The sequence below is a fragment of the Alkalibacterium psychrotolerans genome (assembly GCF_054784355.1).
On record NZ_BAAGPH010000016.1, the window covers coordinates 13,951 to 31,002 of the forward strand.

General features: G+C 43.5%; 13 protein-coding genes. 6 read left to right on the forward strand and 7 right to left on the reverse strand.

The genetic code is table 11. The features are described from left to right. Window positions 1–27: 27 nt before the first annotated feature. The 7 genes from ACYVLS_RS02690 to ACYVLS_RS02720 form a co-directional block, all read right to left on the reverse strand. A complete protein-coding gene (locus ACYVLS_RS02690; RefSeq protein WP_460320931.1) occupies window positions 28–2,508 on the reverse strand; it encodes a heavy metal translocating P-type ATPase in 2,481 nt (826 codons plus the stop codon). Between the two features lie 10 nt (window positions 2,509–2,518). Next, the gene (locus ACYVLS_RS02695) at window positions 2,519–2,947 is read right to left on the reverse strand and encodes a CopY/TcrY family copper transport repressor (RefSeq protein ID WP_460320933.1); all 429 of its coding nucleotides are present in this window, start codon (window positions 2,945–2,947) and stop codon (window positions 2,519–2,521) included. Between the two features lie 208 nt (window positions 2,948–3,155). Continuing rightward, complete coding sequence (locus tag ACYVLS_RS02700) at window positions 3,156–4,601, reverse strand: UDP-N-acetylmuramoyl-L-alanyl-D-glutamate--2,6-diaminopimelate ligase (protein WP_460320935.1); 1,446 nt, start codon at window positions 4,599–4,601, stop codon at window positions 3,156–3,158. Window positions 4,602–4,658: 57 nt separating this feature from the next. Beyond that, a complete protein-coding gene (cuyB, locus tag ACYVLS_RS02705) occupies window positions 4,659–5,366 on the reverse strand; it encodes a cysteate racemase (RefSeq protein WP_460320937.1) in 708 nt (235 codons plus the stop codon). A 67-nt stretch (window positions 5,367–5,433) separates the two neighbouring features. Beyond that, window positions 5,434–7,002, reverse strand: coding sequence for a Mur ligase family protein (locus tag ACYVLS_RS02710; protein ID WP_460320939.1), 1,569 nt, complete (start codon window positions 7,000–7,002; stop codon window positions 5,434–5,436). A 154-nt stretch (window positions 7,003–7,156) separates the two neighbouring features. Then, window positions 7,157–8,371 (reverse strand): carboxylate--amine ligase, encoded by a 1,215-nt coding sequence (locus ACYVLS_RS02715; RefSeq protein WP_460320941.1) that lies wholly within the window; start codon window positions 8,369–8,371, stop codon window positions 7,157–7,159. Between the two features lie 28 nt (window positions 8,372–8,399). After that, window positions 8,400–9,743: a Sapep family Mn(2+)-dependent dipeptidase gene (locus ACYVLS_RS02720; protein WP_460320943.1), complete on the reverse strand. Its 1,344-nt coding sequence runs from the start codon at window positions 9,741–9,743 to the stop codon at window positions 8,400–8,402. Window positions 9,744–10,082: 339 nt separating this feature from the next. On the opposite strand from ACYVLS_RS02720, the gene ACYVLS_RS02725 reads away from it, so the two are divergent. From ACYVLS_RS02725 to ACYVLS_RS02750, 6 genes are all read left to right on the forward strand, one after another. Then, entirely contained in the window at window positions 10,083–11,486 is a 1,404-nt protein-coding gene (locus ACYVLS_RS02725; protein ID WP_460320945.1) for an MATE family efflux transporter, read from the forward strand. Window positions 11,487–12,032: 546 nt separating this feature from the next. Further along, the gene (locus ACYVLS_RS02730; protein WP_460320947.1) at window positions 12,033–13,406 is read left to right on the forward strand and encodes an MATE family efflux transporter; all 1,374 of its coding nucleotides are present in this window, start codon (window positions 12,033–12,035) and stop codon (window positions 13,404–13,406) included. Window positions 13,407–13,624: 218 nt separating this feature from the next. Next, a complete protein-coding gene (locus ACYVLS_RS02735) occupies window positions 13,625–14,005 on the forward strand; it encodes a GntR family transcriptional regulator (RefSeq protein ID WP_460320949.1) in 381 nt (126 codons plus the stop codon). Continuing rightward, window positions 14,002–14,691, forward strand: a complete 690-nt coding sequence (locus tag ACYVLS_RS02740) for an ATP-binding cassette domain-containing protein (RefSeq protein WP_460320951.1) — start codon at window positions 14,002–14,004, stop codon at window positions 14,689–14,691. Before ACYVLS_RS02735 ends, ACYVLS_RS02740 begins: the two co-directional genes overlap by 4 nt. Beyond that, a complete protein-coding gene (locus tag ACYVLS_RS02745) occupies window positions 14,688–15,536 on the forward strand; it encodes a hypothetical protein (RefSeq protein ID WP_460320953.1) in 849 nt (282 codons plus the stop codon). The genes ACYVLS_RS02740 and ACYVLS_RS02745 overlap by 4 nt, the downstream gene beginning before the upstream one ends. 14 nt (window positions 15,537–15,550) lie before the next feature. Continuing rightward, the gene (locus tag ACYVLS_RS02750) at window positions 15,551–16,834 is read left to right on the forward strand and encodes a hypothetical protein (protein ID WP_460320955.1); all 1,284 of its coding nucleotides are present in this window, start codon (window positions 15,551–15,553) and stop codon (window positions 16,832–16,834) included. Window positions 16,835–17,052: the final 218 nt, after the last annotated feature.

A 17,052-nucleotide genomic window follows, 5' to 3' on the forward strand; every position in this document is an offset into this window, starting at 1 on the left:
ATGAACACTCTCCTTAGTTAATTTATATTAATTTGCTAATGCTTGAGCCGATGTTGGCTTAAATTTTTTCAATCGCAACGCGTTCAATAGAACGGATACTGAACTGAAACTCATCGCTACTGCTGCAAAAACCGGATTTAACAGTGGCCCACCTAATAAGAATAACAGACCCATCGCAATTGGTATACCAATAACATTATAGGCAAATGCCCAGAACAGGTTCTGCTTGATATTTTTCAAGGTATCTTCACTCAGTTCGATGGCTGTCAGAACTTCTTTGACATCACTTCTCATCAGAACGACATCGGCGGATTCTACCGCTACATCTGTTCCTGATCCGATAGCAATCCCGATATCGGACTGAGCGAGAGCCGGTGCATCGTTAATCCCGTCTCCGACCATGGCCACTTTTTTACCTTCAGACTGAAGTTTCTTCACTTCATTTGCCTTGTCTTCCGGCAGGACATCACTCAGCACACGGTCGATGCCGGCTTTTTGCGCGACGGCATTCGCTGTACGCGTATTGTCGCCCGTAATCATGGCTACTTCAATGCCGCGTTTTTTCAGCGCTTTAATGGTTTCCATACTATTTTCCTTGAGAGTGTCCGCAACGGCAATCAACCCTTCGACTTTTCCATCAATCGCCAGATACATCGGTGTTTTCCCTTCATCCGCCAATCGGTCCGCTGCATTTTCCAGTGCCTGATAGTCAAGCGACTGCTCCGTCATCAGCTTTTTATTTCCGAAGAAAATCGTCTTGCCTTCGACAACTGCTTTTAATCCCTGACCCGGTATCGCTTCAAAGTCTGAAGCATCCTGTGCAGCAATGCCTTTTTCTTCAGCCTCTTTAACGATGGCTTCTCCAAGGGGGTGTTCACTACCTTTTTCAGCAGAAGCCGCCATTCTCAGTAAACTTTCTTCCGTTACCGTCGCTTGTTTGGAAAGGACAGTATCTGTTACGACAGGTTTCCCTTCTGTCAGTGTGCCTGTCTTGTCAAATACAACTGTCTGAATATTGTGAATGCTTTCCAGCGCATCGCCACTCTTAATGAGTACGCCGTGTTCAGCCCCTTTACCTGTACCGACCATTATCGCTGTCGGTGTCGCCAAGCCTAAAGCACATGGGCAGGCGATAACGAGAACAGAAATCAGGATGGTCAGTGCAAAGATAAAGCTCTGTCCGGCAAGCAGCCAGACGATGCCTGAGATAAAGGCCAGTGCCATCACTATTGGTACAAAGTAACCGGTAATTATATCGGCAAGTTTCGCAATCGGTGCTTTAGATCCCTGGGCTTCTTCTACGAGCTGAATAATTTGAGAGAGCGTTGTATCTTTTCCTACTTTTGTTGCGCGGTAGTCAATCGAGCCGTTCTTGTTCATGCTCGCTCCAATGATGCTGTCGCCTTCCGCTTTTTCAACCGGCATACTTTCTCCAGTCAGCATCGCTTCATCGACTGCTGTTCGGCCTTTGATAATGACACCATCAACGGGCATTTTTTCACCCGGACGCACACGGACAATATCTCCGGGCGCCACTTCTTCAATCGCTACTTCTTCTTCATTTCCATTGTGCACAATACGGGCTGTTTTGGGTGCCAGATCCATCAGTTTCTGTATGGCTTCTGACATGCGTCCCTTGGAGCGTTCTTCAAGGTATTTCCCTAAGGTGTGGAAGGCCAGAATGACCGCTGCAGTTTCAAAGTACAGCATCATCGCCAGGTCAGCTCCGTTGAAAATAATGGCATAGGTCGCTCCAATACTGTAAATGAAAGCCGCTACCGTACCCAATGAAATAAGAGAGTTCATGTTAGGGTGCCCTTTTGACAAGGTTTTGAAGCCTTGTTTAAAGTACGGCCGGCCGTACCACATGACGGGTATAGTTAAAAATAGCTGGGCAAGTGAATAACGAATCGGATACATCATGTGATCGATAAAAGCCGGTATCGCAATACCCACCATCGGTGCCATAGATATATAGAATAGCGGGATGGTAAAGAGTGCAATCAGAATCGTCCGTCTCTTAATCAGCTCTTCTTTTGATTCTTCCTGTTCCTGAACGGCTTCTTCTCTTTCGTTGTCTTCTCCTCTTGGCACAGCTTTGTAGCCCGTCTGATTAATGGCATCTGAAATGTCTCTCACTGATAAGTTCAACGGATTGTATGTTACAGTCATTTTTTCAGCAGCCAGATTGACTGACGCTGTTTCCATACCGTTAAGTTTCCCCGCAGTCTTTTCCACGGTTGCTGAACAGGATGCACATGTCATGCCTTCAATATCAAAAGTTTTTGTCACCATCTGGGGCATCACTACCGTATAGCCTGTGGCATCGATTTGCTGTTCAAGCGTTTTTGGATTGAAACTGGCTTCATCGACTTCCAGTGTCAGTTTTTCAGAAGCAAGATTCACCGTCGCCTTTTTGACGCCTTCTATTTTACCTGCTGTTTTTTCCACAGTAGCCGAACAGGACGCACACGTCATGCCTTCCACTGGATATGATTTTGTACTCATTAATTTCCTCCTAATGTTTACAGTTACACTGTCCCGGGTTGCAGCCGCATGCTACTTCTTCGGGTGCTGTTTCCTTTTTTTGCTTGATTAGTTGTTCAAGTTCTGCCAAATCACTCTTACTCAATACGCTGTCTTCGATCATCATTTTTAATGTTTGACCTACTTTTTTTGTACAGACCTGACTAAGCAGTGAGTCCGCTGCCTCTTTTACGCTATTTTCTTCTGATACTGCCGGATAATAGTCAAACTGTCGGCCTCTGGACTCTGTTCTCAGCATCCCTTTCTTAACTAGCCGACCAACCAGTGTCTTTGTAGTCGCTAGCTTCCATTCCATTTTTTCTTCAAGAATTTCTCCTATCTCCTTGCTGGTAATGGGGTGCGTCGTCCAGACAACCCGCATGACTTCCCATTCTGCCGGTGAAATTTGCGTCTCCTGCATGTTCTCACTCCTTTTTCGTTTACGATTGTAGTCGTGATTGTTGTCTTAAGTTTACAACTGTAAACGATATAAGTCAAGCATTAATTTTTAATTTTAATAATGTAGTCTTAACATTTTTCACTTGGAGCACGTATTTTTCCATCCAGCGCAAAAAAGCAGCTAGTCTAACTGGACAAATAAGTTAGACTAACCGCTGATTTTTTTGTAATTATGCTTGTTCTGTTAAATAGATAAACGTTTCTTTATCCGATTCTACCGGCAGTGCAAATGTCTGCTTGTATTTTTCATGTCCTTTTCCTGTAACGAGAATGATGGTCGGTTCTTCCGCTTCAGTAAAGAGCTTGCTTATCGCTTTTGTCCGGTCCATGACAATTTCCGCCTCTCCAGCAGATAAAGACTGAATAAGTTCAGTATAAGCGGCGTGCATGTTTTCTTCTTTTACACCGTTTAGATCATCGACCGTCAAAATAGTCCGGTCACAGAACTTAGCAGAGATATTGACCATGTTCTGCCTTTTGGATTCATCACGCTTTCCTCTAAAGCCGAACACATGCGTCAGCTTGTATCCCGGATACTTTGAAGAAATAGTTGACAGGACTGCTTCCAGAGCCTCAGCTGTATGGGCATAATCCACGATTCCTTTGATTGTACTGGTAAGCTCATACACTTCAAACCGGCCAGGGATGGGTTCCAAATCAGCAATCATCTCTTCCAACTTGGACATATTTTTACCCAAATCATGCAGGACTGTTGTAGCCATTGATAAGTTCAATAGGTTATACTTCCCTGGGAGGGGAGCCTGCGCCTTGATGGCCTGGTGATTGATTTCAAGCTCGCTGTGGTTGCTTTCTTTGTATATATAGCGTGTATCTGCTTCTTCTGTCTCACCGACTGTGAGCACTTCTCTACCTTCTTCTTTCAGTAAATCAACCAGTTTGCCTCCCCACGGATTATCACGATTCACAATGGCTTTTCCTTTCGGCTTCAACAGAGAAAAAAGTTTTTTCTTAGCAAGGAAGTAGTCGTCAATCGTCTTATGGTAATCCAGGTGATCGTGCTGGAGGTTGGTAAAGAGACCATAGTCAAACGCCATCCCTTCCATCCGGTGCTGCTGGAGCCCTTGGGAAGATACTTCTATCACCACGACTTCATCGTCTGATTCGGACAGTGCTTTTTGAATCATCGACGCACTTGGAGTAGTCAGGGAACTGTCCAGTCTTTTACCGTTCATTTCATTAAAGACCGTTCCGAAAAACGAGACAGTATAGCCTGCTTTACGAAGTAAGTGCGTTGTCAGTAGGCCTGTGGTCGTTTTCCCGTTCGTTCCCGTAATACCGATTACCAGTTTATTTCTGCACGGGTGCCCATAAAAATTGGTAGCCAGCTGTCCCAGTATTTTTCTGGAATCAGATACTTGAATATACGGAACAGGAAGATTTTTTATGGCTTTCTGTCCGACTACAAGAGCTGCGCCTTGCTCAACTGCATGGTCAATATAGTCATGTCCATCTTTTTCGTAGCCTTCGATTGCTACAAAGACACTACCTTTTTCAATATCGGCTGAATTTTCATTTATTCCTTTAACATCAATTTGATTTAATTCCTCTTGTTCAGGAATATCGTTAACCTGTTCAATAACATTTATCCACTTCACTTTATAATCTCCTTGTACTGGAAGGTCTGTTTCTCGGATAATTAATACCGCCATTTTTTATAGCGACAAAGGGCTCTTTGTCAGCTTTTGAGCTGCAACGAGCATCGGATCAATAAACGGCACATCAATGTCTTCTGGCTTCAATGCCAATTCGACTTCTGTGCATCCACCGACAATTAATTCGCAGCCCGCCTCAATCAATTCATTGGCCGCTTCTTTTAACAGCTGTTTCGGATAATGACCGGTATTTCCTCTTTTGATGCCATTCTCTCCAAATATTGCTGTCATCACTTTGCTTTCCTGCGTGTTGTCGCCCGGAAAAAGTACTTCTTTATTCGTTACCCACTCCTGAAACAGACGGGTTTTCTTTGTTGCCGTTGTCGATAAAACACCTATTTTTTTGACCGCTGGATACGTCTCACTTAGAAATTCATTTAGACCTTTTAACACATGATAAAAAGGCAGCCTCATTTCCTTGTTTATATCGGTATAAAAATAATGGGCTGTGATACACGGCATAACCAGAACCGATGCTCCGGCTTGTGTCAAATTCTGACCCGTTTTAACCATTTCAGAAAGCGGAGAAGGACCTCCATGTAAAATTGCTCGAGTACGGTCGGGAATCTTGGGATTATTATCGATAATGATGCGATAATGATCCTGATCTTTTGTCACGGGTGTCTGTTCAAGCAGTTTTTTAAAGAAACTGGCCGTCGCATCCGGCCCCATGCCACCCATAACCCCGATTATCTGCTCTTTCTCCATTTACATCCCTCGTCTTGTCTAAAATTATACAACTGCTGGGTCTGCTGAATTCAGTATGATTGTTAGTTTACTTGCTGTTGTCGAGAAATGATTCGTCTATTCCTGCCACACGCTGATCCAACGGCTTTAACAGCTCGTCTTTCTGCAGGTCTGGTCGTTCTTCAGCAAGCTGATTTAAAATATATTTCGCACCAAAGTCCATTCCCTGGGCGCCGCCGATTAGAATGACATCGCCAGCTTCAACCTGTTTAAGGCTGGACTGCAGAGCTTCCGGCATTTCTTTGTGAAGCTCGACTTCCACATTTACTTTATCCATTTCTTCTTTAAACGCTTCGAGTTCTGATGGAAGCACCTCATCTTTTTTAACCACATGGGATTCACTCAGTGAAACAATCACTTTATCCAGGCCAAGTTTCGGAGCCCATTTCGCTATTGTTTCAGCATTTTCTCTGTTAGTGGTAACTCCTCTGTTGCCTCTAATGGCATAGACGATATGCAGTTTTTTGAAATCCATCTTTGTCAAAGTTTCAAGGGTCACTTCAATATTGCCAGCATTGGCAAAGTGATCATCGACAATCTTGAAGTCATTCTCGTAGATAAACTGAAAGCGTCTCTCTACCCCTTTAAAGCGTTCAATACCTGACTGGATTTTCTCTACTGGCACATCTGCAATCAAACCAATAGTAATGGCTGCCATCGCGTTATAGACAGAATGATAGCCTGCGACCGATAAGTTAATGTCGATTTCCATCGGCTCAATTGTGCGTCCGCTTCGTGTTTTAAATGGTTTCAGTACTTCTACGGTAAACAGGCCTCTTCCGGATGCCAAATCAAGATTCTTACAGTGAAGGTGTCCCGACGTGTTCTCAATTCCATATGTGACGACTGATGCCTTTGTTTGTTCCTGAAGTGAAGACGAATAATTATCATCCAGATTCAGTACAGCAAACTGGTCTTCTCTTGCCTCTCTAATGAGACTGGCTTTTGCATCATAATATTCTTCAAATGACCCGTGCAGATCGATATGTTCACGGCTAATGTTATTCAAGGCGACAATATCAAAAGAAACATTCCCCACGCGCTTCAGTTCCAGTGCTGATGAAGATACTTCCATAGTGACATGAGAAATAGCCTCATCTCTCATTTTTGCAAAATACCCGTGCAAGTCGAGAGATTCCGGTGTGGTTAGAATACTTGGTACCAGTGTTTTTCCATACTTCACCATTACTGTACCGATTAAACCGGTATTCAGATTGTTTTCCTCAAGAATGGAATTGGTCATGAATGAGGTTGACGTCTTTCCATTAGTAGCTGTGATGCCTATCAGTACCAGATCCTTTGAAGGGTGCTGATAATATGTGTCTCCCAGGGCCGCCAATGCTTCACGGCTGTTCTTGACACGATATTGCGGTACCGTTAAGTCAGGAAGAAAGTGTTCAACGATTAAGGCAACTGCTCCTTTATTGACAGCATCTTCTGCATAGTGGTGGCCATCCGTTTCATACCCTTTAATGCAGACAAAAAGAGCATTACGGTTTACTTCATCAGAATGATAAGCAACCGCATCAATCGTTTTTTCTTCTTCATTCAGTGATTCTTCTATATCAATCGCATTGAGCAACTCTGATAATTGCATGTGTTTTTCTCCTTTTGTTTGGACTATGTCGTAAGCAAATTAAACTCTTCTATTATTACGTTCTTTCTATTATATCACACTGAAGATACCGCAATATACAGACTCCGGCCACCTTTTTACGTAAATAACGCAACCGTCACATAATTTGCAGACTTTATTGATACCATCTGGCATTTTTGTATTTTTTCCCATATCTCATTTGTCTCACAAGAAGGTAGAACTTTCTGAGGAGCGACCGATCCTTTTTATAAAAAAGAGGATTTCCCCACTTGTCTTCTTTAATCAGTCGCCTGACTTCACTGTTCATCTCTTCATTTTTTACGTACTCTTTCAGAATATATTTCGGTACAATGCTAAAGAGCACTTCCTTGTAGGCAAAGGTGCAGTCCTTTGTCCGGTTGTAAATGATGTCATCAATCAAATAGCGGGCCAGGTTGTGTCCCATCTGTGTCGCGTAATAGCTGGATCGTCCCTGGCGAACATTTACTTCAAACAGCTTGAACTGCTCATCGCGCTCGTCGTATTTAAGGTCAATATTGGCAAAGCCCCGATAGTTGATGGACTCCAGAAAGTGTTTCAGTTTGTCCATCATCTCTTCATCATATCTGGATACAATGGCCGTGTAGTTGCCAATCGCGGTCGCTTCATGCTCCTGCAGCGCCACTTGACCGAATGTCACCAGCTCCGCTTTTCCTTTGGAATTGACATAGAGAACCGAATCCCATATCAGTGTATCATCCCCGGGAATGTAGTCCTGGATAATCACATCTCCCTGGTAGCCACTGTCTTCAACCTTTTTAATGACAGCTTTCACTTCATCCATCGTATTCAGGCGGTATACTTTCTCCTGCCCTGGAAATTTATGATTATAGTATTCGATTCCGTTCGACGGCTTCAATATAACCGGATAACGTTTGATAGGTATATCGACAACTTGCCCGACTTCATGAAAGAAGGTATCCGGTATCGGCAGGCCTTCTTTTTCTGCCAGCTGATAGAAGGCTTTTTTGTCCTGCAGGCTATTCATAAGCGGCTCATCCAAATAATTAAAGATGAATCGTTCTGCCAGAATCTCCCGATTTTCAACAATCAGACGCACGTAGTGATCGTTTGTGCCTATCAGTACGAGCTTTTTTTCTTTTGAATCTATTTCATCTGCATAAGCCATGACGGCTTTGACAAACTGTTCGGAATCATCCAGCTTGTCTGCTATTTTTACATTCTCAATAATTGAACTGTAGTGGGTAAACCCCATTTGAACCTTACCAATTACGTATGGTTTGATGCCGTACTCTTCATGAAAGCAAGCAGACATATAATACGCATTGATATCCGTTCCTACAATTACAGGAATAAATTCTTCTGTCATTTTTTAACCAACACCCTTATCTTTTTCATTATCTGCAGCATAATCTGACAATTGCTTCTGCATATATATCCATGGACTTATAAAATTCCTCTAGTAGTATGCCTTCGTTTTCCTGGTGCGCCAAGCTTTCACTCCCCGGGAAGTGCGCACCAAACGCTACCATATTCGGCATGGCGCGTGCATAAGTTGCCCCACCGGATGTTACCGGCACTGAGTCATCACCTGTTTTATCTTTATAGACAGTCCACAGTGTCTGAACCAGATCACTTTCAAGCGGAACATATAATGAAGGGAGATAGTCATATTCAAGATAATCCAAGCCGTACACTTCAGCGGCTTTCTTCAGTCTCTCGGCAATCGCCTCTTTTTCGTGCGAATGCGGGATGCGTAAGTCGAGGGTCATTTCCGAATAGGTGTCGGTAATAGACAGCTTCCCCACATTGAGTGTCAGTTCGCCTGTGATATCATCTTCGACATTTCCAAAAAGTGTTTCCCCATTCGTTTCCATTCCAATCTTTTCACCGATAAAAGAAATAGCCGGATGCGGCTGGAAACCAACAAGACCTTTAGCCAGCAGAGCGATGGCATTCTTCCCATCCTGTGCCTGACTAGCATGCACACTTCTTCCGATAACCGTTATTTTCTGATCTTCCACCTCATGCGGTATATCCATTTTGTCTAAAATTTCCGAAAGCTGCTCTGTGTTTTCACATTGATACTCAGCTATATCCGGAACAACATTAGGAGACGTTCCACATTCGATTGCCATTTTCTTCGCACCCGGTCCGGTCAGCTTCACTTGCAGCAAGGCTTTTTCAGCGTAGGTCAGCGGAAATGTGCCGTCCGGTACAAACCCTCTGTCGGGAAAGTCTTCGTGTGCTTCGTACATTTTCATACAGCGCCAAAGTGTTTCTTCGTCGGTACCGAAGATGAAACGAATTTTCTTGTTGAATACTTCTTCCGCAGCCATTACTGCCTTGAAGGCATACAGTGCAGCGACAGTCGGTCCTTTATCGTCTTGGGTTCCTCTACCGTAAAGCACACCCTCGCGCTCGACTGCTTCGTACGGGTCAGTGTCCCATTTGTCCAGGTCGCCTTCCGGTACCACATCCAGGTGACACAATACACCTATGGTCTCATCTCCATCACCATATTCTGCGAAGCCGTAAAAGCCTTCCGGATCATAGAACGTATCCATTCCCATTTTTTCACAGACAGACAAAGTCTGCTTTAATGCCTGGTCAATGCCTTTACCAAATGGCGGAAACGCCCGTTCATTTCCATTCGTCACATTCACAGATGGAATGGCTATGAGTTTTTTCAGTGTCCGCAAGCTTTCGGACTTAATTGAGTCTGTTATATAATCAGTCATAATTTCACCTTTTTACCCTTCGCTACTCTATTTTATCCGTTAAAAAGTCTCTCTCTTACGTTACTAAAATGCCAGTAAATGTCAAGTTACGAAGCTTTTACACGAACAGTTACCATCAGTATAGCAAAATCATGATGCTTAACCTATGATGACTGGACATTTTTTTCTCTTGACTGGTCAAAATTCGGGTTAATTTATTTTTTTCGTTACAAGTATTGTTTTCTCCTCTTTTAAGTCTATAATAACTGAGTACTCACAAATTTATGTATATGGAAAGAATAGAATTGATTGTGACACTTTGTCATGAAATGGTCAGTTTTGCATCAGGAGGAATGTATTATGAAAAAAGACATGACAGAAGGGAATCCGGTCAAACTCATTATTGGTTTCATGATTCCTTTATTAATAGGAAATTTATTTCAGCAATTTTATAACATGGCTGATGCGTTCATTGTCAGCCGAACAGTCGGCGTTACAGCTTTCTCAGCTATCGGATCCACACTTAGTCTGCAGTTTCTGATACTTGGTCTGGCTATTGGAATTACAGCTGGTCTGGCTGTTATCACTGCTCAGCGTTTCGGACGCAAAGATGAGGCCGGCCTCCGCCGTAACCTCGCAACCAGTTTGATTATCAGTGTAGTCGTAGCAGCGGTTTTAACTTTGGTCACGACTACCTTTACAGAAGAAATACTGACACTGATGCGCACACCTGAAGAGACTTATGCCTATGCATACGACTACCTGAATGTCCTTTTCCGTGGTATCGGTGCGGTTATTCTCTTCAATTACCTGGCCAACCTGCTTAGAGCTATCGGGGACAGCAAGACGCCTTTGTATTTTCTGATTATCACATCAGTTTTGAATATCGTACTGGATTACGTATTTATTCTCGGCTTTGACATGGGGATACAAGGAGCGGCTCTGGCAACGGTCACTTCTCAGATCACGTCCAGTGTCCTGTGTCTTCTATATATATGGAAAAAAGTGCCTATCTTGAGAATTTACAAGGACGACTGGACCTACAGCGCTTCTGAGTTTAAGGAACATTTGAGAATCGGTCTTCCATACGGCTTCCAGTATTCGATTATTGCAATAGGATCAGTAGCTATTACCGTTACATTGAACCAGCTAGGGGCAACCGCTGTGGCTTCTTACACCGCTGCCCAAAAAATCGACGCTGTGGCTGTGCTGCCACTGCAGTCCTTCGGTGTAACCATGTCGACTTATGCGGCTCAGAACTATGGTGCCCGAAAATTGAACCGGGTCTGGTATGGGGTCAATCAGGCTGTCAAGATGAGTATCGTTTACAGTATCGTCATTGGTCTCCTCCTGCTTTTATTTGGAAGAAACCTGGCCACCTTGTTTGTCGGGGCTGACGCGCCTGCGGAAGTTCTTCGTATGGTTCAGCTCTACTTCCTGACAAACGTATCCTTTTACAGTATTCTAGCTGTTCTCTTCATCTATAGACACACACTACAGGGCCTTGGGAATAGTTTGGCACCTACTGTTGCTGGAGTAGGCGAATTAGTCGCGCGTATAGGAGCTGCTTCTTTCCTCTCCATTCCTTTAGGATTTTTAGGCGCAACTATCTCCAACCCGCTAGCCTGGTTTGCGGCCTTTGTCCCACTGGTTCTAGCTTACCGCTCAACTAAACGGACATTATCCGGCAGAGCCGCAGTTATATTGGAAGAGGAAATGGCACAGGATGCCTGCCCTCAAGTGGCAACGGCAAAAGCAGATTAGTTTAAAATAGAATAGTTAATTGGAAAGCGACTGGCTCAAGCCAGTCGCTTCTTTATTTGCTTTTATACTGGAGATAATCATACTTCAGACATCTAAGTAGAACGGAGGGATGATTAAGTGGGCTTTAATCGTTCTTCACACAGTCGAAGATAATCGAACAACGATTATCTTCATTTAATCATCTTTCGATTTTTTTTAAAGCTTTAAAGTATGATTAATGTACCGTTAATCATGCTTCACAGCTCAAACGGTCTGCGAACAACAATTAAGTCCACTCTCTCATCAAATTCACACTTTTCACAATTCGTCTACACTTTCAAAAAAACACTGTCTTCAAAGGGAATGCTGCGGTTGAGCAAATGAAAACGGACGCAATTTCAGGTTGAATTTCCGTTCACTAATTTGTCAAAATTCAATGCTGTTTTTACTTGCTTATTAATTATAAGTAGCTATAATTGTACAAATACTCATTAGATGAAAACTAATGAAAACAAGCAGATAAAAGACCTTTAACCCTTAAGAACCGTTTCACAGGAGGAACACATTATGAACAAAGATATGACTAAAGGCAGTCCCTTGAGACTGATCCTACTTTTCACCCTTCCGTTAATTTTCGGAAATTTATTACAGCAATTATACCAAATGGCGGATACCTATATCGTCAGTCAGACAATTGGCGTTAATGCATTTGCAGCTGTCGGCTCAACACTCAGCATCAATATTTTAGTCCTCGGACTGGCTATCGGACTTACATCCGGTCTTGCTGTTCTCACTGCTCAGCGTTACGGCAAGAAAGATGAACAAGCGATTCGCGAGAACTTGGCAGCTAGCGTAATTATCGCCGGAAGCGTCAGTGTTCTACTGACTATCGTCTCTCTGACTTTCCGTCAGCAGATTCTGGAATTTATGAATACACCACAAGAACTCATCGGATACGCGAACGACTACTTGACGATGATGTTTGCAGGTCTGACAGGTGTTGTCCTGTTTAACCTTGTTTCAAATTTATTGCGCGCTATCGGGAATACAAAAGCTCCGCTCGTTTTTCTTGCAATCTCTTCTGTACTCAATGTAGTTTTAGACCTCGTCTTCATTCTGGTCTTTGACATGGGAGTAGCCGGAGCAGGTCTGGCTACCGTTATTTCACAGTTTGTATCCGGCGCAATCGGCGTCATCTACATCAAACAGAGCGTTCCGCTTTTCCGCATTCATAAAGAAGACTGGGCAGCCGGCTTCAAACAGTTGAAAGAGCATGCATCGATTGCTTTCCCAATGGGCTTTCAGACATCACTTATTGCCATTGGGATGATTGCCGTGTCAATGACACTTAACACCCTTGGACCTGAAGCCGTTGCCGCAACAACAGCCGCTCAGAAAATCGATTCCCTGGCTACTAAGCCTTTGATGGCTGTTGGAATTACTATGGCCACCTATACAGCACAGAACTATGGTGCCGGCAACCTGGACCGTGTCTGGGAAGGGGTTCAGAAAATACTCAAGGTAACTGTACTGTACAGTGTAGTCGTTGGGGCATTGCTTGTTATTTTCGGACGCTACATTGCGATGCTCTTTGTCGGACCGGAAAATACAGAAATTCTGGATATGGCTCGTCTATACTTCCTAACAAACTCTACTTTCTATATCTTACTGGCTTCTTTGATTGTTCACCGTTATACTCTTCAGGGACTCGGTAAAAGTACGGCACCAACCATAGCCGGCCTGTTTGAACTCTTTGCCCGCGTCGGCGCGGCTTTGATTTTATCTCAATCACTCGGCTTTGTGGGTATCGGCCTGTCCAACCCTCTCGCCTGGGTAGCAGCACTGTTCCCACTGATGGGATCTTACTACGCCCTCAAGCGTCAGCTGACCGGAAGCAAAGCTGCACGTCCGGCCGGTCGACTGGCCCGCTTAACTAAATAAATGAGACGACATCTCAACTGCTGAAGTGACACCGTTCAAAGCAGTTGAGATGTTTTTGCATTTAGCTATTGACTAATCAACTGTATTATCTATATAATACAGTCTATCGGGTGACTGGCTTTTTTTTAGAGTGAGTGTATTAAGCCTTTCATACATTTTTTTACACCTGCTGTACTAACCACTTAATACAGTAGAATTAAACAAGAGGAGTGTTTCATTTGCATGTTGTCTTCAATAAGCGAGACCCCATATACCTTCAGGTCATTAGCCATCTGAAAAAACTGATAGTTTCCGGTCAGTTGAAGCCGGGCGTAGAGATGCCCTCAAGGCGTCAGCTGGCTACTCAGCTAAAGATTAATCCTAATACCGTCCAGCGGGCGTATAGTGAAATGGAGGAACAGCTATTGCTATTTACCGAACCCAATAGACCCAGTCGTGTGACGGAAGATGCGTCCGTACTGACGCAGTTGAAGAAAGAGTGGCTCAATCAAGCTATTGACCAGTTTGTCTCGGCCATAGACCCCATCGATATGTCGCTGGATGATCTGCTTCCTATGATTGAAGACGAACTCGCTAACAGAAAGAAGGAGAATAAATGATTGCATTAACAGATGTCCAAAAGAACTTTGGACGAAAAAAAGTATTAAACGGTGTATCCTTTACCGTTGAGAAAGGCGAAATCAGCTGCCTGGTCGGTGTGAATGGCGTGGGTAAAACGACTATCCTGAATGCCATCATGAATCTGACGCCCATCAAAAAAGGCAGCATTACGATTGACGGCGAACCCATGACACACTCCCTTTACAATAAAGTCGCCTTTATCCCGGATGCGGCTATTTCTCTGCCTCACCTGACCATTCAGGAAAGCATGACTTTCATGAATGATTACTATGACACCTGGAACCCAAAGCGTGCCAAGGAAATAGTCAAGTTCTTCCGACTGAACCCGACTGATAAACTGCGTGATTTGTCAAAAGGAAATCAGGCGAAAGTGAATCTGCTGATGGGTCTGGCACTGGATGTAGACTACATACTTATGGACGAGCCCTTTTCCGGAATCGATGTTTTTACCCGTGAACAGATCACCGAAGTTTTCAGCAGCTACCTAGTCGAAGACCGGGGCGTGCTCATTACGACCCATGAAATTAACGACATCGAGCACCTCCTGGATAAGGTGATTCTGCTTGATGAGGGCACGATTTACAAGGAATTCAATGCGGAAGAAATGCGCGAGACAGAAGGCAAGTCTGTCATCGATGTCATGAGGGAGGTTTATAACGGATGAAAAAGAATATAAAAGCACTGCTCGATTTGACGGCTTTTGAACTCGACCGTCTGTCGAAGTTTCTCTATACCTTACTGGGCGTGACCCTACTGGCTAATCTGATTGGTTATGTTCGCACACCTATGCAGTACATCAGTCGAATGAACGAGTTTATGAGTACACAGTCAGCAACCAGCCAGCAGGCGCTTGATCAATACGGCCTCTTTTCCTTTTATCATGCTATCGACACCATGTGGATTGCCGGCCCCATCGCTTTAGGTATCAGCGGCTTTCTCTTTTATTCGGTCTTTATCTGGTACCGTGAGTGGTTCGGCAAAAATACTTTTGCTTACCGCCTGTTGATGCTGCCTGTTCCACGAATGACGCTATTCTTCTCAAAGCTTATAGTTATATACATTGGAATTTTTAGCCTAATTGCCACTCAGATTATCTCATTCTTTGTCGGCTTTCAGCTTGTCTCAGCCATCATGCCGAGTGAGTGGCTAGCCGGAACGACTGCACTGGAAGCTATTCAAATGAACCCTCTGTTCATGTACATTATTCCGGTCGACACGTTGTATTTCATGGTCATCAATGGGATTGGTCTGGTATTCATTATCGTTTTGTTCACGCTTATTCTGATGGAACGCAGTTTTGCACTGAAAGGCATTGTTTTGGGAATCATCTACGCAGGAACTGCTCTCGCTCTGGCCGTTTCGCCATTTTTTATCGATAGTATACTGCAGAATTACTATATGCTCTATGCTTCAGAAACATTGCTCATTATAATCGGCATCATGACGCTAATTTCCGTGACTTCACTGCTCGTCAGCCGTCACTTACTGTCTAAAAAAATCACGATATAGAAGGGAGCTTTCATATGACAAAATATGCCAAATTAATCAGTTTAATTGCATTCGGTGTACTGACCCTGTCAGGCTACACGCTCTACCAGAATAACGCCCAGGCAGAAAAGCTTTCGGTTGAACTAGTCACCGAAGAAGGCCAGGCTGATGTACTAGATAACCTCCATTTTATAGGCCAAACCGTTAACATGGGTGCCCATTTTAACAGAGGTCAGACGTTTGAATATAATGGAGGAAACTTAGCTTTTATTAATGATCTTCCGATATTGGAACGATTTGATTATCAGTTTACTCCTAATATGAACCGCTACATTGAGGATTACCGTTCCTTTATGCGTGGAAAGTCCAGAAATCGCAGCAATTTTGCGGAAACGGATAATCACCTCATATACACAGGTATGAAGTCCGATGTGAACTGGCGTGTTTTTAACGATAATCAGTTAACGGTTTCTGTATTAGACAAGGAAACTGAAGAGGAACAGAACTATGAGGTGACCCTAAGCGGTGGATCGAATCAAATTGTTACAGCAACCTATGTGGATTACCCATCACTCACTATTGTGACCCAGGTTTTGGATGACAATCTTTTGAATAATTGGTTTATTTACGAGTTTAATTTTGATCATCCTCAAGAGGAATTGTCCCCTGCCGTCAATTTTGGTTCAGAATTTAATTCCGAGCATATTTCCTTTGCGACTAATCAGGACAAAACTGTCCGCTTTATTCCTTTCCGCACGATGGATGTATCTTCTACCGATGAATACGGTCAGGCAAACCTTGCTCCAGGCGACTATTATGCCTTCGATACCCGCAGTGGTGAAATAAAAGCTGTTCCGGAAACAGGTGACGAGGAAAATGACTATATCGTTTTGAGTGAAGAAGAAACCCTCCTCATCGGAAGTGACAGGGGCGAAACTATTGAATGGAATAGATGGAACTTTGATGATGAGACACTCAGTGAACTGGGTCAATCAGAAATGGTGACGCCGACAATCGGGCGTGGACGTATCTATTACTATGACTCTTTATTTAATCAGGGGCTCCAGCTTATTGATGGCCAGCTTTACGCTTTTGAAGAAGGGTATTCTGACGATGTGAACCAGGCAATGGGTGACGAAGAATCCCAGAATATTGATGATATCTATCAAGAAAGGATGAGTCGTCCTCAGTTCCAGGTCATTGATATGGACACCATGGAAACTACTTTTTTCGGTTATTTTGCGACAGAACAAGATGATGAGTCGTCCAGCATCATGCTGTCTCTATTCAATTACGGTTATTCTCAATTTGCTAATTAATTTATATTAGATGAAAAGACTGATCTGCCGGCCTGCCGACAGGACAGTCTTTTTCTATCAAGGTGGCTTTTGATGATCTAAGTTTCAAATGGAGTTCAGTCACTGTAAAAAGGTCTATACTTCACCACTTCTGTATTTACTTTAGTTCATAGACGCTAAACTTCTCTAAACTTAACTTTTTTAGAATAGAGTGAAGTTCACACTAGTATTGCATCACC